This window comes from Fictibacillus sp. WQ 8-8, assembly GCF_024494405.1.
GTDB lineage: Bacteria > Bacillota > Bacilli > Bacillales > Fictibacillaceae > Fictibacillus_C > Fictibacillus_C marinisediminis.
In genome coordinates this window covers 79,548-105,775 of record NZ_JAMXKG010000007.1, presented here as the reverse complement: position 1 = coordinate 105,775, position 26,228 = coordinate 79,548, and the positions used below count along the sequence as shown (strand labels likewise).

The 26,228-nt window shown below is 41.3% G+C and carries 28 protein-coding genes, 1 tRNA gene, 1 pseudogene and 1 riboswitch; of the genes and pseudogenes, 10 read left to right on the top strand and 20 right to left on the bottom strand.

The window, feature by feature from the left end:
• The first annotated feature begins 195 nt into the window (after positions 1-195).
• Positions 196-1,800 (top strand): MDR family MFS transporter, encoded by a 1,605-nt coding sequence (locus M1K46_RS16665; protein WP_256226897.1) that lies wholly within the window; start codon positions 196-198, stop codon positions 1,798-1,800.
• A gap of 29 nt (positions 1,801-1,829) precedes the next feature.
• Here M1K46_RS16665 and metX read toward each other — a convergent pair whose 3' ends face one another.
• A complete protein-coding gene (gene metX, locus M1K46_RS16660; RefSeq protein ID WP_256226896.1) occupies positions 1,830-2,924 on the bottom strand; it encodes a homoserine O-acetyltransferase MetX in 1,095 nt (364 codons plus the stop codon).
• An 82-nt stretch (positions 2,925-3,006) separates the two neighbouring features.
• Positions 3,007-3,115, bottom strand: a riboswitch (SAM riboswitch).
• A 164-nt stretch (positions 3,116-3,279) separates the two neighbouring features.
• Between metX and M1K46_RS16655 the strand changes: the two genes are divergently transcribed.
• Positions 3,280-3,768: a universal stress protein gene (locus M1K46_RS16655; RefSeq protein WP_091005675.1), complete on the top strand. Its 489-nt coding sequence runs from the start codon at positions 3,280-3,282 to the stop codon at positions 3,766-3,768.
• 37 nt (positions 3,769-3,805) lie between these two features.
• Here M1K46_RS16655 and M1K46_RS16650 read toward each other — a convergent pair whose 3' ends face one another.
• Positions 3,806-4,399 carry a cell wall hydrolase gene (locus tag M1K46_RS16650; RefSeq protein ID WP_256226895.1) on the bottom strand — a complete coding sequence of 198 codons (594 nt, stop codon included), beginning with the start codon at positions 4,397-4,399 and terminating at the stop codon, positions 3,806-3,808.
• 220 nt (positions 4,400-4,619) lie between these two features.
• Here M1K46_RS16650 and M1K46_RS16645 point away from each other — a divergent pair, with 220 nt between their 5' ends.
• The 3 genes from M1K46_RS16645 to M1K46_RS16635 all read left to right on the top strand — a co-directional run bounded on the left by M1K46_RS16645 (position 4,620) and on the right by M1K46_RS16635 (position 6,949).
• Entirely contained in the window at positions 4,620-5,192 is a 573-nt protein-coding gene (locus tag M1K46_RS16645; protein ID WP_256226893.1) for a cysteine dioxygenase, read from the top strand.
• A gap of 200 nt (positions 5,193-5,392) precedes the next feature.
• A complete protein-coding gene (gene proC / locus M1K46_RS16640; protein WP_256226892.1) occupies positions 5,393-6,229 on the top strand; it encodes a pyrroline-5-carboxylate reductase in 837 nt (278 codons plus the stop codon).
• Positions 6,230-6,334: 105 nt separating this feature from the next.
• Positions 6,335-6,949 carry a DUF2238 domain-containing protein gene (locus tag M1K46_RS16635; RefSeq protein WP_256226891.1) on the top strand — a complete coding sequence of 205 codons (615 nt, stop codon included), beginning with the start codon at positions 6,335-6,337 and terminating at the stop codon, positions 6,947-6,949.
• Here M1K46_RS16635 and M1K46_RS16630 read toward each other — a convergent pair.
• A complete protein-coding gene (locus M1K46_RS16630; protein WP_256226889.1) occupies positions 6,941-7,840 on the bottom strand; it encodes a fructosamine kinase family protein in 900 nt (299 codons plus the stop codon). The genes M1K46_RS16635 and M1K46_RS16630 overlap by 9 nt on opposite strands.
• 83 nt (positions 7,841-7,923) lie before the next feature.
• Here M1K46_RS16630 and M1K46_RS16625 point away from each other — a divergent pair, with 83 nt between their 5' ends.
• The gene (locus M1K46_RS16625; protein ID WP_256226888.1) at positions 7,924-9,783 is read left to right on the top strand and encodes a terpene cyclase/mutase family protein; all 1,860 of its coding nucleotides are present in this window, start codon (positions 7,924-7,926) and stop codon (positions 9,781-9,783) included.
• Here M1K46_RS16625 and M1K46_RS16620 read toward each other — a convergent pair.
• A complete protein-coding gene (locus M1K46_RS16620) occupies positions 9,771-10,436 on the bottom strand; it encodes a GDSL-type esterase/lipase family protein (protein WP_256226887.1) in 666 nt (221 codons plus the stop codon). The genes M1K46_RS16625 and M1K46_RS16620 overlap by 13 nt on opposite strands.
• A 424-nt stretch (positions 10,437-10,860) precedes the next feature.
• On the opposite strand from M1K46_RS16620, the gene M1K46_RS16615 reads away from it, so the two are divergent.
• The 3 genes from M1K46_RS16615 (at position 10,861) to M1K46_RS16605 (ending at position 13,166) form a co-directional block, all read left to right on the top strand.
• Positions 10,861-11,481 (top strand): DUF47 domain-containing protein, encoded by a 621-nt coding sequence (locus M1K46_RS16615; protein WP_248252731.1) that lies wholly within the window; start codon positions 10,861-10,863, stop codon positions 11,479-11,481.
• 13 nt (positions 11,482-11,494) lie between these two features.
• Positions 11,495-12,502 (top strand): inorganic phosphate transporter, encoded by a 1,008-nt coding sequence (locus tag M1K46_RS16610; RefSeq protein ID WP_256226884.1) that lies wholly within the window; start codon positions 11,495-11,497, stop codon positions 12,500-12,502.
• 124 nt (positions 12,503-12,626) lie between these two features.
• Complete coding sequence (locus M1K46_RS16605) at positions 12,627-13,166, top strand: hypothetical protein (RefSeq protein WP_256226883.1); 540 nt, start codon at positions 12,627-12,629, stop codon at positions 13,164-13,166.
• Between the two features lie 424 nt (positions 13,167-13,590).
• Here M1K46_RS16605 and M1K46_RS25865 read toward each other — a convergent pair.
• The 16 genes and pseudogenes from M1K46_RS25865 to M1K46_RS16525 all read right to left on the bottom strand — a co-directional run bounded on the left by M1K46_RS25865 (position 13,591) and on the right by M1K46_RS16525 (position 25,478).
• Positions 13,591-14,196: pseudogene (locus tag M1K46_RS25865) on the bottom strand (DUF2515 family protein).
• Complete coding sequence (locus tag M1K46_RS16595; RefSeq protein WP_256226881.1) at positions 14,126-14,494, bottom strand: hypothetical protein; 369 nt, start codon at positions 14,492-14,494, stop codon at positions 14,126-14,128. Before M1K46_RS16595 ends, M1K46_RS25865 begins: the two are co-directional and overlap by 71 nt.
• A 114-nt stretch (positions 14,495-14,608) precedes the next feature.
• Positions 14,609-15,181: a DUF502 domain-containing protein gene (locus M1K46_RS16590; protein WP_256226880.1), complete on the bottom strand. Its 573-nt coding sequence runs from the start codon at positions 15,179-15,181 to the stop codon at positions 14,609-14,611.
• A gap of 12 nt (positions 15,182-15,193) precedes the next feature.
• Positions 15,194-16,051, bottom strand: coding sequence for a D-amino-acid transaminase (gene dat, locus M1K46_RS16585; protein WP_091005652.1), 858 nt, complete (start codon positions 16,049-16,051; stop codon positions 15,194-15,196).
• Between the two features lie 274 nt (positions 16,052-16,325).
• The gene (locus M1K46_RS16580; RefSeq protein ID WP_256226879.1) at positions 16,326-17,582 is read right to left on the bottom strand and encodes an MFS transporter; all 1,257 of its coding nucleotides are present in this window, start codon (positions 17,580-17,582) and stop codon (positions 16,326-16,328) included.
• A gap of 178 nt (positions 17,583-17,760) precedes the next feature.
• Positions 17,761-18,015, bottom strand: coding sequence for a hypothetical protein (locus M1K46_RS16575; protein ID WP_053354312.1), 255 nt, complete (start codon positions 18,013-18,015; stop codon positions 17,761-17,763).
• A gap of 95 nt (positions 18,016-18,110) precedes the next feature.
• On the bottom strand, positions 18,111-18,938 hold the full coding sequence (gene nadE, locus M1K46_RS16570; RefSeq protein WP_256226998.1) for an ammonia-dependent NAD(+) synthetase: 828 nt from the start codon (positions 18,936-18,938) through the stop codon (positions 18,111-18,113).
• Between the two features lie 121 nt (positions 18,939-19,059).
• Positions 19,060-19,440: a kinase-associated lipoprotein B gene (kapB, locus tag M1K46_RS16565; RefSeq protein WP_256226874.1), complete on the bottom strand. Its 381-nt coding sequence runs from the start codon at positions 19,438-19,440 to the stop codon at positions 19,060-19,062.
• Entirely contained in the window at positions 19,427-19,738 is a 312-nt protein-coding gene (locus M1K46_RS16560) for a hypothetical protein (RefSeq protein WP_053354315.1), read from the bottom strand. The genes kapB and M1K46_RS16560 overlap by 14 nt, the downstream gene beginning before the upstream one ends.
• 96 nt (positions 19,739-19,834) lie before the next feature.
• Complete coding sequence (locus M1K46_RS16555) at positions 19,835-21,724, bottom strand: PTS fructose transporter subunit IIABC (protein WP_256226873.1); 1,890 nt, start codon at positions 21,722-21,724, stop codon at positions 19,835-19,837.
• Positions 21,675-22,649, bottom strand: a complete 975-nt coding sequence (pfkB, locus tag M1K46_RS16550; protein ID WP_256226872.1) for a 1-phosphofructokinase — start codon at positions 22,647-22,649, stop codon at positions 21,675-21,677. The genes M1K46_RS16555 and pfkB overlap by 50 nt, the downstream gene beginning before the upstream one ends.
• Positions 22,646-23,395, bottom strand: coding sequence for a DeoR/GlpR family DNA-binding transcription regulator (locus tag M1K46_RS16545; RefSeq protein ID WP_256226871.1), 750 nt, complete (start codon positions 23,393-23,395; stop codon positions 22,646-22,648). Before M1K46_RS16545 ends, pfkB begins: the two co-directional genes overlap by 4 nt.
• Positions 23,396-23,578: 183 nt before the next feature.
• Positions 23,579-24,517, bottom strand: a complete 939-nt coding sequence (locus M1K46_RS16540) for a rhodanese-related sulfurtransferase (RefSeq protein WP_256226870.1) — start codon at positions 24,515-24,517, stop codon at positions 23,579-23,581.
• A gap of 89 nt (positions 24,518-24,606) precedes the next feature.
• Positions 24,607-24,681, bottom strand: a tRNA-Arg gene (locus tag M1K46_RS16535).
• A gap of 89 nt (positions 24,682-24,770) precedes the next feature.
• Positions 24,771-25,154, bottom strand: a complete 384-nt coding sequence (locus M1K46_RS16530) for a DUF2203 domain-containing protein (protein ID WP_053354319.1) — start codon at positions 25,152-25,154, stop codon at positions 24,771-24,773.
• 111 nt (positions 25,155-25,265) lie between these two features.
• Complete coding sequence (locus tag M1K46_RS16525) at positions 25,266-25,478, bottom strand: hypothetical protein (RefSeq protein ID WP_053354320.1); 213 nt, start codon at positions 25,476-25,478, stop codon at positions 25,266-25,268.
• A 259-nt stretch (positions 25,479-25,737) separates the two neighbouring features.
• Between M1K46_RS16525 and M1K46_RS16520 the strand changes: the two genes are divergently transcribed.
• On the top strand, positions 25,738-26,223 hold the full coding sequence (locus tag M1K46_RS16520; protein ID WP_309144594.1) for a DUF6081 family protein: 486 nt from the start codon (positions 25,738-25,740) through the stop codon (positions 26,221-26,223).
• Positions 26,224-26,228 lie beyond the last annotated feature (5 nt).

The window sequence follows — 26,228 nt, the reverse complement described above, 5'->3', positions numbered from 1 at the left end:
GTGATTTTAGTTTAGTAGGTTAATTAAATTGAGAATTTGACTGGGGGTCATTTCATGGAAGGTGATCAAAACGAATTGTAAAAATACTACCATGAGAACATGAAAGCACAAAGGTTCCTGAGTTGAAGGAGTATAGCAAAGATTAACACTTAAAGATTCAATTAGTATAACAACAGAATGGAGAAGAACAATCATATGAAAATTGAACAACAAATGCCTATCAACCGCAATATGGTCCTTTTGGGCCTTATTATTGGGATGTTTTTCAGCGCAATGGAACAGACCGTGGTTGGTACAGCGATGCCTACCATTATCGGTGAGTTAAATGGATTTTCTATTTTTGCCTGGGTAACTACTGCCTATTTAATTACATCTACTACGATAATTCCGATCGTCGGAAAGCTTTCGGATCTATACGGACGCCGTTCCCTTTATTTGATTGGGACCGTCATTTTCGTCATTGGCTCCGGGTTATGTGCAACAGCGAATTCTATGGAACAATTGATTTTCTACCGCGGGCTGCAGGGTCTTGGCGGCGGTATGATCATGCCTCTTTCACAAACCATTATCGGTGATATTTTCACAGCGGAACAGCGTGCGAAATGGCAGGGAGTATTCGGAGCAATCTTCGGATTAAGCTCTGTTATCGGTCCGTTCATCGGTGGATTTTTAGTCGACTCGATCAGCTGGCACTGGATTTTCTTAATTAATGTTCCTTTTGGTCTCTTATCTGCCATCCTCATTTTTGTTGGAATGAAAAATGAACTGGTAAGGCCAAAAGAAGAAGTGAATATCGATTATCTTGGAATCATCACTCTAATCCCTGCCATCGTCTTATTGCTCCTTGGTTTGACGTTTGGCGGAGATAAATTTGAATGGGTTTCTCTGGAAAGCGGATTGATCTTCGGCTTCTCCATCGTTCTCTTGATCGTATTCGGATTTGTAGAAAAGAAGGCAAAAGAGCCTGTCCTAGATCTTTCACTGTTTAAAAACCGTGTTTTTGCCACAACAAATGCTCTAGGGTTTTTACTGGGCTTAGGCATGTTCGGTGCGATCATGTTCGTTCCGATGTTTATGCAGGGAATTCTGGGTGTAACTCCGACACAAGCTGGTTCTACCATGACACCGATGATGATTTCTCTCATCCTGGCGAGTATTATTGGAGGAAGACTTCTATTGAAAGTTCCTTATCGAACCGTATTGACTGCGGGCATGATCATTACAGCAGTAGGCTTCTACTTGATGAGCACGATGGGTGTTGATTCCAATGAAATTACAGCATACGCTTATATGATTATTATGGGATTCGGAATGGGTCTTGTTATGCCGACATTAATGATCGCGATTCAAAATGAATTTCCGAAAACAAAACTGGGAGCTATTACTTCTGCATCAACGTTCTTCCGTTCAATTGGCGGTACGATTGGTATCACTGTTCTAAATGTAGTGATGAACCATTCCTTAGAAACAAAAATGAAAGATGTAGTGAGTGAACAAACGAACCCAATGCTTCAAGGGATCTTTCAAAAGTTAGCAGACAAAACAGATGCATTGTTCAGCATTTTAATCCATCCAGATCTTCTTAAATTGCCTGATACAATTAAAGATACCGTTATTCATTCTATACAGACCGCATGGAGTGATTCTTTTACCACTGTATTTTTAACAGGCTTGATTTTTATTGGAGCGGGTATTTTGGTCGCTTTATCCGTCGGCGGCGGAAGAATTAGCCGGGAGCGCCCTGAACAGCATACGCCTTCTAATCAGACGGCGGTTATTGAAAAACCAGCTGTTGAATAGTGATAAATAAAGACATGAGGATGATATCCTCATGTCTTTATTGTTTCTCTCATAAATTCTTTGAGCAAGTTCCCCCACTTATCAAATTCTGTCAGAAATCCATCATGGCCAAACATGGTGGATACCTCAAGATATTTTGCTCTTTTATTTTCAGCTTGAACATCTTTTACAAACTGTTCCATTAAATCAGAAGGATAGAGCAAATCACCGGTGAAACCAACACAAAGCATTTGAGCCTTATAGCTCTGGGAAGCAGCCACTACTCCTCCCCTTTCTCTGCCGATATCGTGAGTATCCATCGCTTTCAATAGTGTTAAGTAACTGTTGGCATCAAAACGGTCCGCTAATTTATCCGCTTGGTATTGAAGATAGGATTCAACTGAAAAGGCTGCATCCTCATGAATGGTTTCCCAATTCTCTGTTTGTTTTCGCTGAAATCGATGATTGAACAATGCTCCCGAACGATAAGTGAGCATACCGATCATCCGAGCAATGCCAAGCCCTTTCCTTGGTGTATTTTCTTTACCGTACTGTCCGTTATTCCATAAGGGATCACTGAGGATGGCCGTTCTTCCCGCTGCATTGAAACCTATCGCATAATCACTTAGAAAAGGGGTTACGGCAATCGGGATCAGACGCTCCATAAAATCAGGATACATCAGTCCCCACTCTAATACCTGCATGCCGCCTAACGATCCGCCGATCACTGCCTCTAGACGTCCCAAGCCGAGTACTTCCAAAAGTTTCTTTTGGGCCTGCACCATGTCTCTGATTGTTATCAATGGAAATTCAGCTCCGTAAGGACTTCCAGTAACGGGATTGACCGAGAGTGGTCCTGTTGATCCGTCACACCCTCCCAATACATTTGAAGTAATCACCTGGTATTTCTCCAAATCAATATACTGCCCATTTCCCAATAGACCTGCCCACCAGCCTTCTCCCATCTCACTGTTTAACGTATAATGATTACCTGTAAGCGCATGGCATACGAAAATGGCAGGTGCATTTGCTGCGCCGATTCGCTGGTAAGCGATATGGACATCTTTCAGCTCTTTTCCAGACTCTAACGTAAGTTCTCCTATTGCTGCCGTATCATTTACAGCAGATAATTGTGTATTTGCCAACAGATATCCCCCCATTTATTCAACAAAAAACACCTCTCTAAAAGATTCAGAGAGGTGCAATTATCCGCTTGGGCTTGACCTTCTCTTATCTCTCAAAGCCTTCTGCCTTGCAGGATTTGGCACCTGTTCAGAAATAATCTGCAGGTTGCCGGGTATCATCGGGCCAGTCCCTCCACCACTCTTGATAAGAGTCAATTATGAATTTTTCAAATACTTTAATACGTTCAAAAATACCTTACTCCTATAGGTTTGTCAAATGGAATTTGGAGGTTGGGTACAAATGTTACGATTATGTTTGCCTCTCTTATATATAGGGAATGAATTTATATAAGTTTACAAAAAAGGGGTGATTTTTATGCCTTATTACGAAAGAATCCTTGTTGGTGTGGATGGATCGGAATCTTCGGAGGTTGCCTTTTACAGAGCTATAGAAATTACGAAAGAATATCATGCGCAATTGCTAATTGTTCATATTTCTGAGGAAAAAATCCCTACTGCTCCATTAGACGCAGGTGCAGTTAACTTCGAGATGAACCGTGACAAGAGTTTTAGTGAATCCCTTCTTGAAAATTATGATGAGATGGCAAGGAAACATGGATTAAAAAATGTTAAAACCTTATCTAATTACGGAACTCCAAAAACAGAAATCCTTTCTTTCGCTTCCATGCATGAAGCAGATTTAATTGTCTGCGGTGCAACCGGGTTAAACGCTATGGAACGCATTTTTATCGGCAGTGTTTCACAATATATCACCAGGCATGCCACTTGTGATGTTCTCATCGCCCGGAACAGCCAAAAAATTGAATCATCGGGTCTTAGCATAAAGAGCTCAAGTGAACGATAATAAAACCTCGGACCTTTCAATGGCCTGAGGCTTTAATTTACTTGCTGAATGTATGGTTGCCGATTACTATTTTGACAGGCTTTGTATCGAGCCAACGGCTTACCGCTGTCGTTTTATTATAGAAAAACAGCGATCCATTCGTATTGTCATAACCGGATAATGCTTTATCAACAGCTTTTTCTGATGAAGGTGAAGGCTTTTTCAGGTTGTTTTCCATGACAGGCTGAAACTGACCTTTGTCGTAGATAACCCCTTTGATCGTATCCGGAAAGCTATCAGCCTTTACTCGGTTCAAGACAACAGCAGCAACTGCAGTTTTACCTTCAAAACTTTCACCCATTGCTTCAGCTTCAACAAGAGAAGCGAGAAGTCTTTTATCTTCTGAAGAAGCTTTCACTTGATCTTCACTTACCCCTTTAACTGCCGGTATGTTTAATTGCTGGCCAGGTCTTATCATATTTCCGTCTAAATTGTTGTCTTTTTTGATACTTTCATAAGGTACGTTATAAGACTGACCAAGCTTCCAAAGTGTATCCCCTTCCTTTACCGTATGTGCGCTTGCATTTGTTCCTCCTGCTATAGAGAGCCCAATGGCTGTTATTCCTGTAATTAAACCAATCTTTTTATACATAAATTTATACCTCCTGGATCGTTGTGTTTTCGTCAAAAGTAAAAGGACGATTCCTGGCCACCCGTTTGTTGTTGCGAACTAACGCAGCCCCTAGGAGTAATGTTTCGGATATATGATATTTTTTGTGACCATTGACCGATTTTCCTTCAGAGCACATGCTGGATAAGTGGCTCCAATATACTATAGATAACCCCATTTAATTCGGCAGGAGGATGATAACTTGCTATTCCTTACAAAGATTGAAAAACTCTTCACTCCGCTCGTTCAACCTACCTCACAGGAATTGCTTGATGCTATCCATAAACTGCAAGCTAGTGTAAAGGACGCCGGCCCTTTTATCAGGGATCCAGAGAACAAACCCTATGGCAGGAAATTAATTTATAAGAGTGATCACGTAGAAATTCTCGTTATGCATTGGGCTTCTGCCCTGGATTGCTCTCCACATGACCATGGGCAGTCATATGGGTGGGTCCAGATTTTATCTGGTTCTTCAAACCACACACTCTATAAGCTCCGGCCCGGCGAACTGCCTGTGCCAGTGAAAGAACAGGTTGAAAATAAAGGATCGCTCCTTAACGTTGGAAGAGGAATGATTCATAAGATGGGTACTCATGAAAAGGATCCGCTGATTACTTTACACGTCTACTCTCCCCCAATTTCCGGTATGAAAGTGTTTGACCTTGAAAAATGTGCAGCTTGCATCGTCTCAGAAGATTGTGGAGCATGGTGGCCTGATGAACAAAGACAGCTGCTGCAAACCATATTGCTCCCGCCACAGCCTGCCAAGCGATGAATGTATTTCTTCATATCCAGGGATTTAAAAGGTTTTCCCATAATTTCTTACACTATTTGCAGTTTAGCCTCCTTAATTCTCTCTTTCTTTAGAGATTATTGGCTATAACGGACGATGTCCCGGTAAAGGGTTGAAACCTTTTCTTTACATGTTAAGATAGGACCTTAAGTGAACTTAGCACAGCAATAAGGAGAGGTTGCATGTTAGAAACTAAAAAGGTGCTTTTTATCGGGGCAGGTTCCATGGCCGAGGCAATAGCTGCCGGAATGGTCAATCAAGATAAATTACCGCCCAGCAATATTATGATGTCGAATAAACAAAATGAAGAACGACGAATTGAACTGATGAAAAAATATAAGGTGATTGCCTTACCTTACAGTGAAGTAAGGGTCCAAGAAGCGGATCTGATCATCTTGGCCATGAAGCCGAAAGATGCAGAAAAAGCATTAATCGAGCTGAAACCCAAACTAATGCCAGATCAAATTGTACTCTCTGTTCTCGCGGGGATATCTACTGGCTTTATGGAAGAAATTCTTCCTGATGAACAGCCGGTTATTCGGGTAATGCCTAACACTTCCAGTACGATTGGAGAATCCATTACGGCCGTAACTGGTGGACAATCGGTCACAATGGAGCATATAGAAATCGCAAAAGAGTTATTTTCTGCGGTCGGCAGGGTAAAAGTAATAGAAGAAGAACAGATGGATGTGTTTACAGGTATAGCAGGAAGCGGTCCGGCTTACATTTATTATGTTCTTGAACATATTGAAAAAACAGCTCAGGCTGAAGGACTGGATGAGGACCTTGCTAGGGAAATAGCGGCTCAAACCGTTTTCGGTGCCAGTAAAATGGTGCTGGATACTAATGCATCACCTGAATCACTAAGAAAAAAAGTTACATCCCCAAACGGCACTACAGCAGCAGGGTTGGATGCTCTGCAGGAAAATGAAGCTGGCCAAGCGTTTACTAAAGCAATCATCAGCGCAAAAGAACGATCTGCTGAGATCCGCAAAGAATTCGAGAAAGTTTCTGTATGATAATAAAAAATCGCCCGACCTGGGCGATTTTTTATATTTTAGGATAAGGTATAACTGCCGGTTGTGTCCCTCATACTGATAAAAAGGAAATCAGGAGGAGCACACATGGAAATAAACCATCCAAAAAATATTCATCTGTACATTCTGTTGCTTACTGCGCTTGTTTTCGTCTGGTCTGCTTTCCACCCGGCTGATTATTTCACTTGGGTTCTTGAAGTATCACCCGCTGTCCTTCCAATCCTAATCCTAATGCTTACTTATAAGCGTTTTCAATTTACAACTCTTTCCTACAGCCTTTTTTCCATCGTGTTCATATTAATGTTTATCGGTGGCCATTATACGTACGATGATGTCCCCCTTTTTGAGCGGATTCAGAATACCTTTCATCTTAAACGAAATGATTATGATCGGTTCGGACATTTCTTTAAGGGGCTCACGATTATTCCTGTACGAGAAGTTTTGCTCAGGCTGGCCGGCCTCCCTCGCCGTTTTTGGCTTATTTTCCTTAGTTTAAGCATCATTCTCTCCCTCGCCGCAGGATATGAGATTATCGAGTGGCTGGTTGCGAAAATGGAAGGGCATTCTGCCAAAGATTTTCTGGGAATCCAAGGGGATATCTGGGATTCACAATGGGATATGTCCCTTGCTTTTGTCGGGTCGATCATTGGCTATCTTCTACTATACCGCCTTCATGATCAGCAGCTTGAAAAACTACGATAAATATTTCTTTAGAATTCGATCTATGGGGCGACCGTATGTTTCTCCAAATAAATTCAAATGAACGAGAAGATAAAACAATTGATAAAGTTCTTTACGGTCTTGATATTCTTTTTCAATTGGTAAAAAGTAAGCATAAGCCTGGTAAAAATCAGCAGAGAATCCGCCAAACAATTCTGCGAAAGCCAAATCCATTTCATGATGGCCATAAAGAATCGCGGGATCGATCAGAAAGGGTTCCCCATTCTTTCCAGTAATCCAGTTCCCTCCCCATAGATCTCCATGCAGCAAGGAAACATCAGGTTGTTCTGGAAGATCCTTTTCCATCCTCACCATGATTTTGAACAACCTATTTATTCGTTCTGAATCCATTCCGTTTCCTTCACTTCCTCTTTCAATCTGCGGCAGAATCCGTTTCGTTATGTAATACGCTGTCCATGTTGAATATAAGCCGTTCGGCTGCGGAATAGTTCCGATGAAATTGTCGTGATTCAATCCATAACGCACCGGTCCGGGAGAACTGTGAAGAGCAGCAAGTCTTTCTCCCAGTTTTCTTTCTGTATCTTTCGTTTTCTTTCCTTCAACCCACTCTGCCAAAATAAGGCTTGCTTTGTCCCCAGTCCTGTTGTCTTCATACGTATAAACGTCCGGAACATCTATGGTTTGAGTTGTTCTTATTGCAGCCAGTCCGGTCGCCTCACACTGAAAAAAACGTTCTGGTGCACGGCGATGTATTTTAAAAAAATACTTCTGTTTCTGTGTTTGAACAGCATAAGCCTCGTTGATGCTGCCCCCGGATACCCTTCGGATTTGAAGTGATTCAGCCGGATCTTGAAGACGTTCCAGATGTTCTTTTAACAGCTTGCAGAACGCTGTATTATGTTCATTATTCATAATTGCCCTCACCTGCTTCATATAGATTGGAGATGTGATGTATTGATTTCTTACTCTAGTCATCCGGGAAGGGTGTAACCCCAATGCTCGATTTGGAGAAAATCAGAAATGAGATTGAACGGCGCTGCCATGATCTGCTATCTTTCCAGCAGGCAGATGGCTCGTTTAGATTTTGTTTTGAAAATCCAGTTACAACAGATGCCTATCTGCTTGTCCTTCTTGTATTATGGGAGTGGAATGATGAGCCGTTAAAACGAAAATTGGCTGAACGCATTCTTTCAAAACAAGAATTGGACGGAACATGGAAAGTATACCCTGATGAGAAAGAAGGCAATCTTTCTGTTACGATTGAAGCGTATGTTGCACTCTGTTACGCTGGATATCTCAATATTGACAGTCCACGGATGAAAATGGCCAAAGAATTTATTCTCCATCATGGTGGATTAAAAAAGGCAAGTCTTTTAACGCGCGCTTTTCTGTCTGTAAATGGTGTTATACCTTGGCCCAGAATCCCCTTTGATCCCGGTTTACTAATCGATCCCCCATCCTTATCTCCAATCCAGTTCTACGATATGAGCAGCTATGCGAGAGTTCATTTCGTACCACTGATTGCTGCCATGAGAAATGATTTCTTTGTATTTCATCCTTGCAGCCAGCAGCTCTCGGCTTTAACGGGTGATCGGAATCATGAATACTATTGGCCGGAACTTGAAAATGATTCGTTAATTCGTTTTTTTAGCGGCTTGGATCCCTCTGATTCTGTTCATAAAAAATTGGAACGGTACATGCTGGACAGAATTGAAAAAGACGGAACCCTGCTTAGTTACGCCTCTTCAACGTTCTACATGATTTATGGTTTGCTTTCCCTTGGCTATCCGAAACATTCACAAATCATTCTTCAGGCCATTCAAGGGATTATTTCTCTTTTATGTAATAATGGCACTCATTTTTTTGTTCAAAATTCACCTTCTGCTGTATGGGACACCTCACTTCTTCTCTATTCCTTGATCGAAGCCGGCATCTCACCTGCAAATCATCACATACAAAAAGGAGTTCACTTTCTTCTCGAACAGCAGCACACCAAAAAAGGCGACTGGCAGGTTCATTGTAAAGAAACCGCTCCCGGTGGGTGGGGTTTCTCTGAAACCAATTCCATCCATCCCGATACGGATGATACTCAGGCAGCTTTACGCTCCATTTCAATACAGGCTGCTTCCTCACCCCTTACCTTTCACTCTTGGCAAGAAGGAATAACCTGGCTGCTTGCCATGCAGAATGATGACGGCGGCTGGCCTGCTTTTGAAAAAAATACAAATAAAGAATGGCTTGGACTGCTTCCTTTTAAAAATGCATCCGACGCTTTGATTGATCCGTCAAACCCTGATATCACAGGAAGAGTTCTTGAATTTTTAGGCAGTTATACAACCTTGACTATAAAGGATCCTGCTGTAAGCCGTGCCGTGAATTGGCTGAAGTCCCATCAGGAGTCCGATGGATCATGGTATGGACGATGGGGTGTCTGCTATATCTATGGAACATGGGCGGCTGTAACAGGGCTTGCATCTGTTGGAATACAGGTAAACAGAGAAAAATGTCTTATAAAAGCTGCGAGGTGGCTTGAGTCTATTCAAAATACGGATGGGAGCTGGGGTGAATCATGTTATAGCGATGAGGCGAAGAGATATGTACCTTTGGGTTATGGAACGGTTGTCCAAACCGCATGGGCCATTGATGCTCTCACTTCGATGAGTCCGCAGCCAACAACCGCTATTGCTAATGGAGTAAATTATTTGCTTTCTTCCTACCATGATACATCCGCGTTAAATTACCCAACGGGATCCGCCCTGCCAGGATTTTTTTATGTTTTGTATCACAGTTACAGCCGGATTTGGCCACTGAATGCATTAAGTCATGTTTTCAGAAAATATTTTCAGTCAAAGTGAGGGCTTAACGGGCCAAAACCCGTGTCGTAGACTGCTTGAGCTATCATTTTATGGCCGAGGTTGTTAGGATGGATACTGTCCCATGACAACAATTCTTTTTCTCGTCTGACGAATAAGGAGTAAATATCTGCGACCCTTACGTTGGGGTACTTCTGGAACGTCTGGATATAAGCATTGAATAAGTTTACCCATTTATAAGCAAGATCCCACTTGTGGTAAGGATTGTATATATTCGTTAAGCGGATAATGTAATTCTTTTTCCCCTTCTCTTTCATCTCAATAATGTTCTTTAAAATGGCAGACATATTCCTTTGGCACTCTTTTAACGTGTGATGAAATTCCACTTCTTCCTTTTTTAAAAGATATTTTTTCCCTGCCTTGATCAAATCATTTCCGCCTGCAGTGATGGTAATGATCTCTGAATTCATGAGGGCTTTTCTGACCTTCGGCTCCTCAATCGAAGAAAGTACATCGAGTGTTGTAAAGCCATTTTTAGCGTAATTTGAAAGATGATATGTCTTGAAGAGAGTATGCTCTAAGAGAACGGTATACCGCTGGACGAAGCTTCCCCATTCCTTGGATGAGCCGATTCCCACAGAAATGGAATCTCCTAAGGCGGTATAGTGAGAATTTACTTTCCAAGATAAGCCCATCCTGCTCCGCACCTTTCACTCTCAGTTACTTTATAAATATGAACTTACAGTGGAAAAGGTACAAAAAATGAGAAGAGATAAAATTCTTGCTAATTTTTTTAAGTGAGTGTTATATTTTAGTTGATGACGGGATGTACCACAGCATGTCAGCGTAAATGCATAGCGTGTACGATGCTGCAGGTTCTAATTTTTTCATCCCGGCCATTACATATAAATTATTGGCAGCGGAAAGCTGCTTTTTTTATGTCTTAGGGGGTATACTCTATAAGGGAAGAACTGAATTGTAAAGCTTTTGTAAATGTTTTATTTCAATTCAAAAAAGCTGTTTATCTTTAGAATCATAAAAGTTATAATACGATTGGTTTGGGTTAGCAAAAAATTTAGGGGAAATTTACTTTTTCTTAACAAACGGAGGTTTTAGTACATGATATTTTCATCGAAAAAGGATTTGTTTTTGGACTTACTAACCAGCATCGCAGATAACGTCCGCGACTCCGCACAATACTTTGTGGATTTTAAAATCAAATCCGATGAAGATTTAAAAGAATTTGCAAGAAAAATGAAGGCATATGAAAACAAGGGCGATAAATTTATCCACGAGTTGATTATCGGTTTGAACAAGACCTTTATTACTCCCCTAGAACGTGAAGACATTTTAGAGCTTGCCAATAAAATGGACGACATTCTGGACGGCATGGAACAATGTGCTTCCAGATTTGAAATGTACAACATCACAACACCTGACCAATACATGGTTCAATTTGCTGGCCATATTCTAGAAGCGACTTACGAGGTTGCTGAATCCGCTAAATTATTGCACAAGAAAAAACTTATGGAAATCCGTCCGCATGCGATTAAGCTGAACGATCTTGAATCTGTGGTGGATGACCTGCTTCGTACAAGCATCAAAAACTTATTCAGCGTCGAAAAGGACCCGATTAAAATCATGCAATATAAAGAGCTTTATGAGCTTCTTGAGGCTATTTCCGACAGCACTGAAGATGTTGCCGATACTCTTGAAACCATTATCATGCGTAACGCCTAAGGAGTGATTGGCTATGGATACGTTATTTTTTCTGATCGTTTTAGTCGTTATCTTCGCATTGGCCTTTGATTTTATCAACGGTTTCCACGATACAGCCAATGCGATTGCGACCTCAGTGTCAACAAAAGCGCTGCCTCCAAAGGTAGCCATCGCACTTGCCGCTACAATGAACCTTATTGGTGCATTGACCTTTACAGGCGTAGCCAAAAGTGTAAGTAAAGATATTGTCGATCCTTTTCAGTTTCATGATGAAAAAATAGGATTGCTCATTGTATTGTCGGCCCTTATCGCTGGTATCGCCTGGAACTTGATTACCTGGTATTACGGGATTCCGTCAAGTTCATCTCATGCAATTATCGGATCGATTGCAGGTGCTGCTATTTCTGCAGCAGGATTCGGGGTCCTCAACTACGATGGTTTTCTAAAAATCATTCAAGCTTTAATTATTTCACCATTTGTTGCTTTAGCTGTCGGTTTTATCATCATGACTCTATTTGCAGCGATCTTTAAAAACTTTAATAAAACAAAAACAAATAAAGGCTTCCGTACCTTTCAAATTTTCACTGCCGCTCTTCAATCTTTCTCACACGGAACGAACGATGCACAAAAAGCGATGGGGATCATTACCCTGGCCTTGATTGCCGGTGGATACCATACCACAGAAGGCATCCCAATGTGGGTAAGGGTTGCCGCAGCTCTTTCAATGGGTATCGGAACATCCGTTGGCGGCTGGAAGATCATTAAGACCGTCGGTGGAAAGATCATGAAACTTCAACCGGTAAATGGAGCTGCAGCTGATTTATCATCTGCCGTGATTATCTTCACTTTTACGGCTTTAAAACTGCCAGTCAGTACGACTCATGTTATTTCATCTGCAATCATGGGTGTAGGTTCTGCTAAGCGTGTTAAAGGAGTTAAATGGGGAGTTGCTCGGCGAATTGTCCTAACATGGATTATTACATTGCCGATCTCAGCGGTATTAGCTGCCATTATCTATCAAATTTTAAAGTTATTCGTATAATAAAAAGCTTTCGGGATCACTTCCCGGAAGCTTTTTTGTATGAAAAGCTTTATTTTATGAAATAAAGACCCTTGTCTATACCCTTTTCTTAAACAAGCATATACATATAAGGAAAAAATTCGAGGTGAAAAATTTGTATAACCAAAGGAAGAATAATGGATCATTGCGTTATTTTCCATATGGAGGCTATGATCCATTTCATAAAGAATCGGTGTCCAATCATCCGGAACTGATGGAACATTCTCCTCCCCGTCCGCCGCTTCCTGCTTCTCCTCCATCAGGGAGCCAGCATTATGCATCAAAACCGAATCCCTATATGGCTGCCTATCCTCCGTATCCTCCGCCACCTAATCCCTATATGAATCATCATATGCTCCCTCCCCGCCCACCCTATCCCTATAACCCTTTTCTTGGTGGTCAGGGTGGGAACGGAAAGTTGAATAAACAAAATAATAATCAAGCGGCCAATGCCATGTTTCCCAACCCCTTTCCTTTCGGGAACGGCGGGTTTCCCGGCGGACAGCAATTCCCATTTAACCAGCAGCCATTCCAGAACCCCGGCAATCAAGGCAGTCCATTCAGCTGGGGTAAAACATTCAATGGAATAAACACTGCCATGGGAATGATGCAGCAATTAGGATCCATCATCTCCATTTTTAAATAATCTTCGTTAAAAAGAGAGCTCTTTCCTAACTGAGTTCTCTTTTGCTTGTTTTAGAATAAAAATTGTTTAGCCAGCACTGCACCCTCCAGTTGATGTAGATCGGTCCAATATTCTCTTTCTTTGAATGCAGGGGTTTTGTTTTAAATAAGAAATTGAATTGTTCAGGCACGTCTTTACCGTTGGCTGTTTTCGTAACCTTTGTTGCTCTTAGGTAGTTGATTTCCGTTTCAGGATGCTCGCTTTCCGCGGGGCGGGCGGTGAGCCTCCTCGGCGCATGGCGCCTGTGGGTCTCACCTGTCCCGCATCTCCCGCAGGAGTCTCCCCCCTTGCACTCCAATCAACTGGTCAATGAAGGATCTTTACAGTAATGTCCCCAAAGCAACGATCTTTTAGAAAAGAGCCTTACCGTTAAACCAATCTCCCTTCACTGGAGAATCAGTAAAAAATGTATTCCAGGCGTCAAGCAATTTGGGCTGTTGGTCCGCAATTCGCAATATACAAGGTTGCAGCCTTTCATGAAAAAGCTCCCGCGGTTTAGGTGTTTGCCTGTTTCTATCCTGCTGGCTAGATCGTTAAATCTGGTGACCCGTATGCCAGCAAGTTTTGTGATGCCAGATTGAACCGGAAAAATGATCTTTGTTAACTGGAGAAGGTTTTGCAGTTGAAAAGGTACACTATGAAAGGCTTTGGCATGGTTGTTATTATGAACCACCCGATCATCAATAAAATTTTGCTCATTAATAATAAGAGCCATGGTAAGGATCCGGCTCTCTTGACTGTGCCAAAAATGTTCCCAAATCGGTTTCATGAAGGCGGAGGTTTCAAGCCCTGGCAGCAAATGAAAAAGACTTCTTCTGGCACGTTTGCTTTCCTCATACAAGAGAAGCTGCGGTTATACATTTTGAAAGATGAGGCTGTTCGCTGTCTCTAATGCCCAATAGATTGGAAAGCGCTGCTCATCATTCAGGAGCCTTGTCAGAAATTCTCCCTTTAAATCCGTCATCTGATATCCGGCATTCCTGGACACCATGTGCGCAAGCAATGCCCAATGAACCTCGGAATGGTTTTGTGATATTGTTTCGATTATGTAATTGCGTCTTTTCTTTAATGAGGCTGATCAAGCTTTTTTCGTTGCCGTAATAAAAAGAGAGTCCACTTTCAGAACCCGCCTGGTTCATTCTGTCCGTGATCCATTTTCGGTCTTGCTGAGGGATTGCCCAGACAATAGATCTTTCAGAAGGAATAAAGCTGCGAAGGATGCGAACAAAGAAACCTGAAGGAATGATAACAGCTTTTGTAAGAGTGCGGTACCTTCTTTTCATGTTCATTTGATGTCTCCTTAAGAATTCTCTTCTTAAGAAGGTATGAGGCGGAAATAAAAAATAAACCTTCAAGCGCGGCAGGAAGACCGTTCTTGAAGGTTCAACAAAAGCAAGTTTCTCTTATTTGGACGCTACTCCTCCCGAAAGAATAAATTTCATGGCATCTTCAGGTTTAATGTCCAAAACAGTAATGTTGGCTCTTGGAACCAAAAAGGTAAAACCGGCAATCTGAAACGTTTGCGGAATATAAACCGCCACATGTCCTATAAATGCCTCTGAAAGAACCTCTGGATTGTCAGTCGTAATAAAGCCGATGCTTTTCAAACCATTTTCAGGCATTTCAACCAGTACGACTGTAGAAAACGATCGTTTCTCCCCCAGTAAGGACTGAAAAGTATCTTTAATGACAGAATAGAGAGTTTTGACGAGCGGGATCCTTTCTAAAGCCGAATCCAGTAATGATATGAACCGCCCACTGATATATTGAGACGAGAGCCATCCTAATATGGTTAAAAGAACAATTGTCGCAAGTATGCCGATTCCCGGAATATAATCATTCTTCATATAATTTTTCAAGGTATCGCCAAGGATGCTGTCTAGAAAATCAAACACCTTTACGAGAACATAAAAAACCAAAATAATAGGCAGTGCAGTCAAAATTCCATTGATAAAATATTTCGCAATAGCTTTCAAACAAATACCCCTTTAATTTAGAACAGTCGGCTGGTTTATTTTTTCTTTAAGTTTCTTCTGAAGAAGACGAGTAATCGGACCAATCGGATAGGTCCCTTTTTTGTCTCCCGTCACTGCAATGACAGGGGCAATCTCCATCGTTGTGCTTGAGATGAAAACTTCATCTGCCTCGAGGAGGTCATCCGTAGTAAATGCCTGTTCAGTGACGTCAAAATTCTCTTCGTTTGCAATCGTTAAAATATGCTGGCGAGTAATGCCGTTAAGGATCAGGTTGGTAGCCGGATGCGTATACAATGTTCCGTTTTTCACGATAAACAGGTTAGAAGATGACCCTTCTGTACATGTTCCTTCCCGATGCTGGAGCGCTTCGTGGCATCCATGGTCTGCCGCTTTTCTCTTGGCCATCGTGTTGCCCAGCAAGTTCAGGCTCTTTATGTCACACCTCAGCCAGCGGATATCTTCTGTAAGATAGGTTTTTACCCCATTCTCCTGAGCTTGGACGGGTGGATCCATTTTTCTTGCAAAGCCTGTGATCAGGCAGGCTGAGTCCCGCTCATATAAATGATTCCTTGGAGATGCTCCTCTTGTCATCTGTATGTATACTATTCCATTATGAATCTTGTTGACTTCAATCAGTTTAACTGTCAGATCTATAATCGTTTCGAGTGTGTAAGGCAGCTTCATTTCAAGCTTGGCTGCACTTTCGGCAAATCGCTTGAAATGCTCTTCCATTGAAAATGGTTTTCCGCCATAAATATAAACCACTTCATAAATTCCATCACCGAAATTATAGCCTCTGTCTTCCATATCAATAGAAGCTTGATCTCTCTTAATAATTTGGTCTCCATACAATACATACTGAGTTTCCATTTAGATATCACCTCGTAATCGATTATATGACACCAGCGGGCCGTTTATCTACCCTAAAGAAACGATTCCTTACCAAGTTTTTGGATGCGCAAAAGGATTTTGTCATGAATAACTTCAAAATAAGCGGAGATGGCTGCTGCCTTTTGGATTGCAGGTTTCCATCCAATGAAATACTCGATCAATTTCTGGTTAAGTTAAACGAACATATAAACTTTCCATTGTTATTAACCGTGCATGAGAAAACCTTCAGCCCTGCAGGCTGAAGGTTTATTGATTAGGCTGTTTGTTTTTGCTTCGTGCGTTTTTCCTCCAGAGACGGCAGCACTTTAATAAAAATGGCAATTCCTGTACAAGCCATTAACATGAATATAAAGGTCATCCCCATTCGAGGGATAAAATGGCCGAGTGTAATGCTGACTGCGGCAATGGTCATTGCTCCCCGGTATACCATTCCGCTTACCGCCATGTAAGAACTGCGGAGATCATCGGGAGGAATGTCGGCAAGATAGGACTGTTCAATTGGAACAAACATCAATTCTCCAACCGTAGCGATGACCATAACTGTAAGCAGAATCAAGCCATGATTGCTGTAGGAAATGGTTAAGTAACCCACAGTATACAAAGCAAGTCCCAGAAAGAAAACACGTTTGTCTTTGAAGCGCGAAGTGATCTTGCTGACAAGAACAGCAAGAACTACGACAAGCAATGTGTTTTCTGTTCTCAGAATTCCCAGCATGTTGAAGCCATCTACTGAGAAGTTGAAAAATTTCTGAACAGGCATATCTTGGCTTAAGCGGACAGAAACATAGTTTGATAAATGAAATTCAAGAGATAAGACCAATAAATAAGCAACAATAAACAAAATGAAAGTTGTATCTTTAAAAACGATTCTATAGCTGGATAAAATATCAGCCAGTACGCTTTTCTTTACTGTCTTCTTCACAGGAACATAGGTTTCCTTGATAAAAAATACGACAAGAATAACGGATACCATGGAAACAATGGATAGGCCGACAAGCAATTCAAAAAGATAATCTTTAAACAAGTAGCCTCCTGCCAAACCCCCAAGAGCAATTGAAAGATTATTTGTCCAATAGGTGATACCATACATGAATTTTCGGTTCTCTGGTGTGCTCACATCAATCAGCATCGCACTGGCCGCAGGGCCTGCCAGTCCCCAGCAGATGCTGTTAACCATCATCATGGCTATTGTTATGTAAGCAGCGGCCATTTCCGAATGTACCCATGGGCCATTTGCTGCTGCCATAATCAGTACACTAGCAAATCTTAACGTCTCTGCAATGGCCATGATTTTCTTACGGCCAATGGTGTCTGCGTAATAACCGCCGTAAAATCCAACGAGGAAGCCAACCGCTATATTGATAATTAACAATATGCCGGTTAGGGATTCACCAACTCTTTCTGCTAAATAAATAGCCATAAAAGGATAGATCATGGCTCCTATGGATCCTGAGAGCAGTGATTCAACAATCCGGATTTTAATATTGGGGTGAAAATCTTTAAAACGCATGTTCACCCTCCTTCTTTTCGACTTTTATGATTAAAGCTTTGGTACATCAGCTTTCTAACTATACGAAAAATACCATATCCTGTCAAATTAGTTGATGGAAAACTTGAAATGTTTTAAACCTTCTAAATCATTTTTTCCTCAAAAAAAGATTGCCTTTATTTTGGCAATCTTCTTGTGTTTAGGACTCCTTCTTTGCTGAAACCACTTTTTTGTTTTTCAATGTGACGATATAGCGTTCTTTCCCTACTTTAACTTTAAATTTATTATCGTATTGGCTTTTCAGATCTTCATCTAACTCAAACTTTTTGTTGAAATAATCGCCCATTGCTTTTAAGTTTTCTTTTCGGGTATTTTCCCTTTGTATGGAGGAAAACAATACAATAACAAAAACAAGTGTACTGATTACAAATACAATTTTTGCTTTTTTACTCACAGTTTGCTTCCTTTCTCACATCATTCCAAAATAAGTATACATCATCTTTTCCATGAAAAAAAGCAGACTTTTGTCTGCTTTTAATGAGTTTCACTTTATTTCCACCAAGTATCATCAGGAGCTGCAGGCAAACGGCGCTTGTGCTCAGTAATCATATACCGGTGTTCAATTTTTTCTTTCGATTCAGGTGATACTTCTTTGCCTTCCAAGTAATCATCCAGTTCTTCATAAGTAATTCCAAGAGCGGTTTCATCCGGTACGAGCGGCTTGTCGTCTTCCAAATCTGCCGTAGGTACTTTCAAATAAAGTTTTTCGTCTGCCCCTAGCTCTTTCAATAAAGCCTTACCTTGCCTTTTGCTAAGGCCTGTGAGCGGAACAAGGTCACAGGCTCCGTCCCCATACTTTGTAAAGAAGCCCGTAATAGCCTCGGCTGCATGGTCGGTTCCAATAACAAGAGATTTATTTGCTGCAGCGATATCATATTGAACCTTCATACGCTCTCTCGCTTTAATGTTGCCTTTTAGAAAATCTGTTATTTTCCCGCCGGTTGCATTATGAAATGCTTGAGCAGAAGCATCGACCGCTCCCTTAATATTGATGGTAAGGGTTTTATCTGGCTGGATAAATTTTAATGCTCGCTGTGCATCTTCTTCATCTTTTTGTACTCCGTACGGCAGCCGTACTGCAATGAACTGATAGTTTTGATCGTGGGTTTCTTCTTTTAATTCGTTGATTGCCAGCTGTGCAAGTTTCCCGGCGAGCGATGAATCCTGGCCTCCGCTGATGCCTAGAACAAAGCCGTGCAGACCGTTCTTTTTTAAATACTCTTTCATGAATCCTACACGGTTCTGAATTTCTTCCCGCGGATTAATTTCAGGTTTTACTCCGAGGTCCTGAATAATTTTTTGCTGTGTCTCATTCATCATGCCATCCACCTTTATCGTAGCGTTAAATTTATATTACCCTGTAACCTGTCATCAAAAACCATGTCAGGTTTTATCACATCATATTATAACACTTGCGATTTTTTCATCATAGTTTTATCTATAGCTTGTATTCTTTTTTTAGCTTCTTTAATTCTTCTAAAGATTTTTGAGCCCACTGATTGTCTGTTTCCACTACTTCAAGAAGATGTTCCTCAAATGCAACTTTTAAGGAGGAGGAATAATCGGGAATCTCTCCATCAAATGGTTTTACAGTATGGATGGGAGCCCAAGTCTTTTCATGCAGGGCCAGTGCTTTTCTTTGATGAAAAAACGGAACATCCGATTGGTTCGGATTATGCAGATCACCTTGTCTAGGGTGTTTCAATACAGAGAGAACACTGACAAGCACCTTTCCATTTTTTATTTGTTCTGCTTCACCTATGTATTTCCCCGTTTTATAAAGCGCCGTCACTTTCATGCCTGGTTCAATCTGCTCCATGTTTTGCTCTCCTTTCGATTTCGTTTGATACTTCAAATGCCAAATCTTCGTTTCCGAACAAAGATAATACACCAAGGACGGTTGCATCCGGGATTTCTTCAGCTTCCTCTTTAGGGACGGTTTGTTCAAGCATATGGTTTAATAATTCATTCTCAGTCTGGCCCGGATATGCCCGAAAATAGAGCTGTTTTGGATCAATTCCTTGATTGATGCACCATTGAGCAAATACAAGAATCATCATGCCTTCATCTTGTTTAAAATTTTGAATAATTTTGTTTTCAATTTCATTGGGATCCATCTTTTACACTCCTTCTTAGACCTCTCTTTTCTATCATAGCATCACTTCCGGGAAAAGAAAAAGCCATCCATTTGGCGTTGGATGGCTTACCTGGTTTTATTGCTGAACAGGTTTTTTCCAGAACCCGACAAGAACCGCTGTCACGATGGCTCCAATTAAAATTGCGAGGCCATATAGAAGAGGATTGCCTTCAACAAACGGGATAACAAATACTCCTCCATGAGGTGCCCGCAGACCGATACCAAACAGCATAGTCAACGCTCCAGCTGTTGCAGAACCTGCCACAATGGAAGGAATGACTCGTCCAGGATCAGCAGCAGCAAATGGAATGGCTCCCTCGGTAATGAAGGAAAGTCCCATAACATAGCATGTTTTTCCGGCTTCACGTTCTTGCTTTGTAAACTTGTTTTTAAAAATAGTGGTTGCAATGGCTAATCCGAGTGGCGGAACCATACCGCCTGCCATAATGGCAGCATGGGGAGCAAAGTTACCTGCATCAATCATAGCAATACCAAATGTAAAGGCTGCTTTGTTGATTGGTCCTCCCATATCAATCGCCATCATTCCTCCGAGCAGCAAGCCCACCAGGATGGCATTCCCTTTTCCTAATCCTTGCAGCCAGTCAGATAGCGCTACATTCAATGCGTGTACAGGTCCGTTTATGACGAAGATCATAATCAATCCGGTAAGTAGAATACCAAAAACAGGATAGAGAAGGACAGGCTTAATTCCTTCAAGAGAAGTTGGCAGCCATGCCAGCAGTCTTTTCAGCCCAAGGACGATGTACCCTGCAAGAAATCCTGCGATTAGTCCACCTAAAAATCCGCTTTGGCCCGTTGATGCCAAGAATCCTCCGACCATTCCCGGTGCGAATCCAGGACTGTCAGCAATGCTTCGTGCAATGAAACCGGCAAGTACGGCTACCATCAATGCAAAGGCTGTTTTTCCTCCGATCGTATCGAGTGCAGCTGCAAACTGGTTGTAAGAAGGATCTTTGGGATCGGCAGAATGGATACCAAACATAAAGGAGATGGCAATCAGGATACCTCCTCCGACTACAAACGGAAGCATGTTGGACACACCATTCATAAGATGGCGGTAAAAGGCCGACTTTTGTTTCGTTTTCCCTTCGTTTTCTGAGCCCGATGGCCTGTTTCCTGGATTGTAAACGGTTCCCTTTTTAGCCGCTGCATCTTTCAGCAGGCTTTCTGGATTTCTGATTGCCTGTGCTACAGGTACTTGTATCAGTGTTTTTCCGCTGAAACGTTCCATTTCCACTTGTTTATCAGCAGCAACAATAATGGCAGTGGCCTTTTCAATTTCTGTGGAGGTTAATTTGTTCTTTACACCGCTTGAGCCATTTGTTTCTACTTTTAACAGCATACCTAATTCTGCTGCCTTTGCTTTTAGAGAATCTGCAGCCATATAGGTATGGGCAATTCCTGTAGGGCAGGCAGTAACGGCAAGAAGCAATGGCTGATCTTTTTCTGTTTCAAGAGGTCCAGCTTCCTTTTCCTTTCCTGCTTCCTCAGCCTCTTCTTTTTCGTTGATCATCGCTATGATTTCATCTTCATCCTTGGCATGAAGAAGCCCTTCACGAAACTTCATATCCATCAAAAATGCAGAGAGCCTGGATAACGTTTCAAGATGCTCATTGTTGGCTCCTTCACTGGCGGCAATCATAAAAAACAGCTTGGAAGGCTGGCCGTCCAGGGAATCATAATCAAGCCCATCCACACTTCTTCCGAAGGCGATGGCAGGAAATTGGACTGCAGCAGTTTTGGCATGCGGAATGGCGATGCCTTCTCCAATCCCTGTCGTGCTTTGTGATTCTCTCGCCATTATAGCCTCTTTAAAAGCTTTCCTATTATTCAGTTTTCCTGCTTCATCCAATTTCTGAACCAGTTCATCTATCACATCTGCTTTTTCCTTCGATTCAAGATGAAGTTTTATCGTCTCTTTCGTGATTAATTCTGTAATTTTCATTCTTATCCCCCTCTATAACTTCTACCTTAACTTCAGGCAGATATCTCTCGATTTCAGCTGCTGTGCAGAATCCGGCTGAAAAGGCGGAAGCACTGCCGGCAGTGACACCATACTTAAAGGCCTCCAAAAGATTTTGATGCTGTGTGTAATGTGCTAAAAAACCTGCTACTACGGAATCGCCTGCACCGACTGAGTTTTTTACGATTCCAGCTGGGACATTGGCATACGCAGAAATTGTTTTTGATACAAAAACAGCACCTTGGCCCGCCATGGAAACTAAGACGTTTTCCGCACCTTCATGAATCAGCTGCTTGCCATAAAATACAGCATCAGATGGATTTTCAATGGCTGCTCCAACTAGATCTCCAAGTTCATGATGGTTTGGTTTAATTAAAAATGGATGATGCCTTAATGCTTCCTGCAATGGATTTCCCTTGGTATCCAATAGGACTTGAGATCCTTTCGATCGGATGCCTGCTATTAGTTGACCATAAAATTTGACAGGTAAACTAGAAGGAAGACTGCCTGCTAGTACAACAAAGTCATCTTCCTTTAATTTGGAAAATAAATTCTTCTCCAGCAAAGAAAGATCAACTGAGCTTATCTCCGGGGAGATCCCGTTAATCTCTGTTTCTTTCCCTGTGTTTAGTTTAATGTTGATTCTTGACTGTTCATGAACTCTGACAAACTGTGTGCCTATGTTATCTTTCTGAAGAGACTGTTCAATATAATCCCCTGTAAAACCGCCTATAAAGCCTGTGGCAATACTTTCGATTCCAAGGTTTTTTAAAACTTTTGAAACGTTTATTCCTTTACCGCCAGCCACGATGTTTTGCTCGTCAGCAAGGTTGATGGATCCTTCATTCAACTCATTGACTTTAACAAAATAATCAATGGAAGGATTTAAGGTAACTGTATAGATCAAAATTCCACCGCCTTTACAATCGTCTTCTTTTCATAAGATGTCAGTTGAATGTTGCTTTTCACTGTGATGATGGACGCTTCTTGCAGTGAAGCTACTTTTGAAAACGTGCTTTTTCCGAATTTCGAGGGGTCTGCTAAAACAAAACTTTCTTGTGAGAGTTCCAGCACCTTCTGCTTTAAAATGGACTCTTCAGGGTCTGGCGTCGTGTAACCCCATTCATCGTGAATCCCATTAATACCGATAAAGCATTTGTCAAACCGATAATTCTCAAGACTTTTTATGGCACCGCTGCCGATCATGGCTCCGGTTTTAGATTTAATCATCCCTCCGACCAAATAAGTAGATATTCCTTTTTCTACTAGTGGCCCAACCTGCTGAATACCGTTTGTCACCACAATGAGATTTGAGGGATTTAAGTAAGGTATCATTTGGAGCGTTGTCGTTCCGGCATCAAGATAAACACATTCATGTTCTTCAATAATAGAAGCGGCATATTGAGCGATCGCCCGTTTTTCTTTCATGTTTCTAAGATTTTTTTCTTCTACGGACGGCTCTTCCAATTTATCTTCTATCCTGGATGCTCCCCCATGAATGCGTTTTAGTTTTTTTGCTTTTTCAAGTCTGTCCAAATCTCTGCGGATCGTTGACTCTGAAGAACCGGTTTCCTGAACAAGCTCTTCAAGTGTAACCACTTTTTGTTTTTCCATAAGTGAAAGAATAATTTCTTGCCGCAATGTAAATAACATACCAGCCCTCCCTCTTAATAACCCATTATAAAGTAAGCCCTTTCAAAAAACAATCAAAAACTATCATAAACAATCAATATCATTCAAATAGTTTAATTTTCTGTCAAAATCATTCAAATTGAAAGTGGAAGATTTTGAAAGAAAAAAAGCAGCCAGCGTAAGCTGACTGCTTGAGTGATTTAATTATTGTGCTTTTGTTTCTAGAACTTCGTTTTCAATCTCATAACGGTTTTTCGGATGCTCACGGCATTCATCGGAACAAGATCGTTTATATTTCGTTTCACATTCTTCACAGCAAACATGTTGTCGATTGCATTCCGGATTTGCACAGTTAACATAACGATCTTCTGTTTTACCGCAATAGTAGCATTTCGCGACTACCACATCTTCTTCTGTTCGGTTGACCGGTACTGAAATCCGCTCATCAAAGACGTACATTTTACCGTCCCAATAACGGCCTTTCGTTTCCTCGTCTTTTCCGTATGTGACAATACCCCCGTGAAGCTGGTAAACATCTTCAAAACCTTCCTGTAGGAGGAAGCCGGAGAATTTCTCACAGCGAATTCCTCCAGTACAGTACGTGAGGACTTTTTTATCTTTAAATTGGTGAAGGTTTTCTCTCACCCATTTTGGAAAATCACGGGATGCCTTAACATCTGGCCGGATGGCATTTCGGAAATGGCCGATCTCATATTCGTAGTCGTTTCTTCCATCTACGATCACGACATCATCTCTCTGAATCATTTCCATCCATTCTTTTGGGCTTAACCGTTTCCCTGTTAATTCATTAGGGTCGACATCTTTATCGAGGCGCCAGGTTACAAGCTCTTTTTTAGGACGCACGAACATTTTTTTGAACGCATGCTCGTCACTCTCGTCAATTTTAAATACCATGTCAGCAAAACGGGGATCGCTTTTCATATCCCTCATATATTGCTCTGTCTGCTCCACTGTTCCTGAGATCGTTCCATTAATCCCTTCAGGAGCAACAATAATTCTGCCTAGAACGCCTAATTCTTTACAATACTTTAAGTGTTTTCGGGCAAAATATTCATGTTCTTCAATTGGAACATATTTATAATAAAGTAAAATCCGATATGGCTTTTGCATTTCGTTTGACATTATGATCACCAACCTGCAACGTTGAATTTTTTTTTGAAATGCATATAAAAAACCACCGGTATGACCCCGTGGTATTTATAACTTTTAAATGGCGCGCCCACCAGGATTCGAACCCAGAATACGAGAGCCGAAATCTCGTGTGATATCCATTTCACTATAGGCGCTTGGTTACCGTCACGAGATATATCATAAACAATTTCCGAGAATAAAACAAGCGTTTTTCAGAAAATAAATTTTAAAATATTTTCCGGACTTAATTTTCCAAAGATTTCCGGTTGATATAACCGTCTTCTTTTCCATGATAATACGTGATCGCAGGTTCTCCCTGCCTCCAGCAAAGCAGCACTTCTTTATCCCCTATAATAGCTGGAAAATCAACAAGGCCTGAATGGATATCTTTTAGTTCAGCACCGAAAGAATGAATGTTATGGATGTAGCTTTGAGCTTCAATCTCCATAAAATCCAGTTTGCTTTCGATGGTAAAAAAATCGTCATTCGGGGGATTTTCAGATAAACGCAATCGTTCTAATTCATCATAAAATTGTACAAACGAATGCTGAAGCTGCTGAAGGGATTCTAACTCACGTGAAATGACTGGCAGAAGCTGATTCGCTTCTTCAACAGTAAAATATTTCATGCTTAAAAACTCCTCTAGTGTAAAAGTACTCTTCTATTATAGCAACACTTTGGAGAATTGGCATCAATTATGTTCTTCAGCGGGGGAAAGACCGGGCTCCTCCCGGCATATTTATGCCCGTATCGCTTGCTTTCGAGGCTGTTTTAAGTCCAGATAAAAATCTCTTACGGTTTCATCCTCAAGGAGTTCCGAAAAATCCCTTCTATATTCTGAACTGATCAATATATGTGCAACCAGCGGATTTGCCTTCTTTTTAAGCAGCCGTCTGAGTGTCATCCACTTTTCACTTTTGGTTTTCAAATGAAATTTTGTAATAAACAGCATAATTCTATCATCCGTGCTGAAGTCCTTCCCATTACAACTGTATAATGTAAGACTAGTAAACCCTTTCATAATACGCTCACCTTCCCCTTCGCGTTCTTTTTACCATTATTATTCAATATTTTCAGAAATATACTTGTCCTGAAAAATAAAACTAGTTTATCTACCAATCTCAATTACTAGACTTCGGTTTGCTAACCAGCTCCTTTTTTGCTTTAATTGAATTATCAAAAAATGGGAGTTGCGATGATGGACAAATCAAATCAATGGCTCTATCTCTTTTGAAATTTCCATCCGTGCGAGGACAGAAAATACGGTTCCTGATGATCTATACGATGGCTTTGTTTCCTTGAATCTTTTGGATTTCAGTACAGGTGCAGCACTTGATTTTTTCGCAGGAAATGAGAAATATGCCAGTGTCTATGGTATATTGCCCTTCCCTGGAGTCGAGGTTCCAGATTCAGGACAAACGAAATATTTTTGCATTTTTACAGAAGAAATCGACTTTAAGAAACGGGAATTTAACACGTATAAGATTATTTATCACAGAGGAAAAGATGAGGTTGTCTTTTTGGTTAACGGGAAAGAGGTTCGAAAAGAAGCAAATGTCCCGCTTAAATTCAACAGCTTTACTGTTGCACTGGGGCTCATGACGGAAAAAGATTTGTCGCCTGAAGGCAGCACTTCGCTGCATGGGCAAGGAATTATCGGAGAATGGTCTCCTATAACGATCACAATTAACGAATAAGAAAG

Bases quoted from the DNA above. Each gene is read 5' to 3' on its own strand.
- M1K46_RS16665 (WP_256226897.1), top strand. From the start codon at position 196: ATGAAAATTGAACAACAAATGCCTATCAACCGCAATATGGTCCTTTTG.
- M1K46_RS16655 (WP_091005675.1), top strand. From the start codon at position 3,280: ATGCCTTATTACGAAAGAATCCTTGTTGGTGTGGATGGATCGGAATCT.
- M1K46_RS16650 (WP_256226895.1), bottom strand. From the start codon at position 4,399: ATGTATAAAAAGATTGGTTTAATTACAGGAATAACAGCCATTGGGCTC.
- proC (WP_256226892.1), top strand. From the start codon at position 5,393: ATGTTAGAAACTAAAAAGGTGCTTTTTATCGGGGCAGGTTCCATGGCC.
- M1K46_RS16635 (WP_256226891.1), top strand. From the start codon at position 6,335: ATGGAAATAAACCATCCAAAAAATATTCATCTGTACATTCTGTTGCTT.
- M1K46_RS16630 (WP_256226889.1), bottom strand. From the start codon at position 7,840: ATGAATAATGAACATAATACAGCGTTCTGCAAGCTGTTAAAAGAACAT.
- M1K46_RS16625 (WP_256226888.1), top strand. From the start codon at position 7,924: ATGCTCGATTTGGAGAAAATCAGAAATGAGATTGAACGGCGCTGCCAT.
- M1K46_RS16620 (WP_256226887.1), bottom strand. From the start codon at position 10,436: ATGGGCTTATCTTGGAAAGTAAATTCTCACTATACCGCCTTAGGAGAT.
- M1K46_RS16615 (WP_248252731.1), top strand. From the start codon at position 10,861: ATGATATTTTCATCGAAAAAGGATTTGTTTTTGGACTTACTAACCAGC.
- M1K46_RS16610 (WP_256226884.1), top strand. From the start codon at position 11,495: ATGGATACGTTATTTTTTCTGATCGTTTTAGTCGTTATCTTCGCATTG.
- M1K46_RS16595 (WP_256226881.1), bottom strand. From the start codon at position 14,494: ATGAACATGAAAAGAAGGTACCGCACTCTTACAAAAGCTGTTATCATT.
- dat (WP_091005652.1), bottom strand. From the start codon at position 16,051: ATGGAAACTCAGTATGTATTGTATGGAGACCAAATTATTAAGAGAGAT.
- M1K46_RS16580 (WP_256226879.1), bottom strand. From the start codon at position 17,582: ATGCGTTTTAAAGATTTTCACCCCAATATTAAAATCCGGATTGTTGAA.
- nadE (WP_256226998.1), bottom strand. From the start codon at position 18,938: ATGAATGAGACACAGCAAAAAATTATTCAGGACCTCGGAGTAAAACCT.
- kapB (WP_256226874.1), bottom strand. From the start codon at position 19,440: ATGGAGCAGATTGAACCAGGCATGAAAGTGACGGCGCTTTATAAAACG.
- M1K46_RS16560 (WP_053354315.1), bottom strand. From the start codon at position 19,738: ATGGATCCCAATGAAATTGAAAACAAAATTATTCAAAATTTTAAACAA.
- M1K46_RS16555 (WP_256226873.1), bottom strand. From the start codon at position 21,724: ATGAAAATTACAGAATTAATCACGAAAGAGACGATAAAACTTCATCTT.
- M1K46_RS16545 (WP_256226871.1), bottom strand. From the start codon at position 23,395: ATGTTATTTACATTGCGGCAAGAAATTATTCTTTCACTTATGGAAAAA.
- M1K46_RS16540 (WP_256226870.1), bottom strand. From the start codon at position 24,517: ATGTCAAACGAAATGCAAAAGCCATATCGGATTTTACTTTATTATAAA.
- M1K46_RS16530 (WP_053354319.1), bottom strand. From the start codon at position 25,154: ATGAAATATTTTACTGTTGAAGAAGCGAATCAGCTTCTGCCAGTCATT.
- M1K46_RS16525 (WP_053354320.1), bottom strand. From the start codon at position 25,478: ATGCTGTTTATTACAAAATTTCATTTGAAAACCAAAAGTGAAAAGTGG.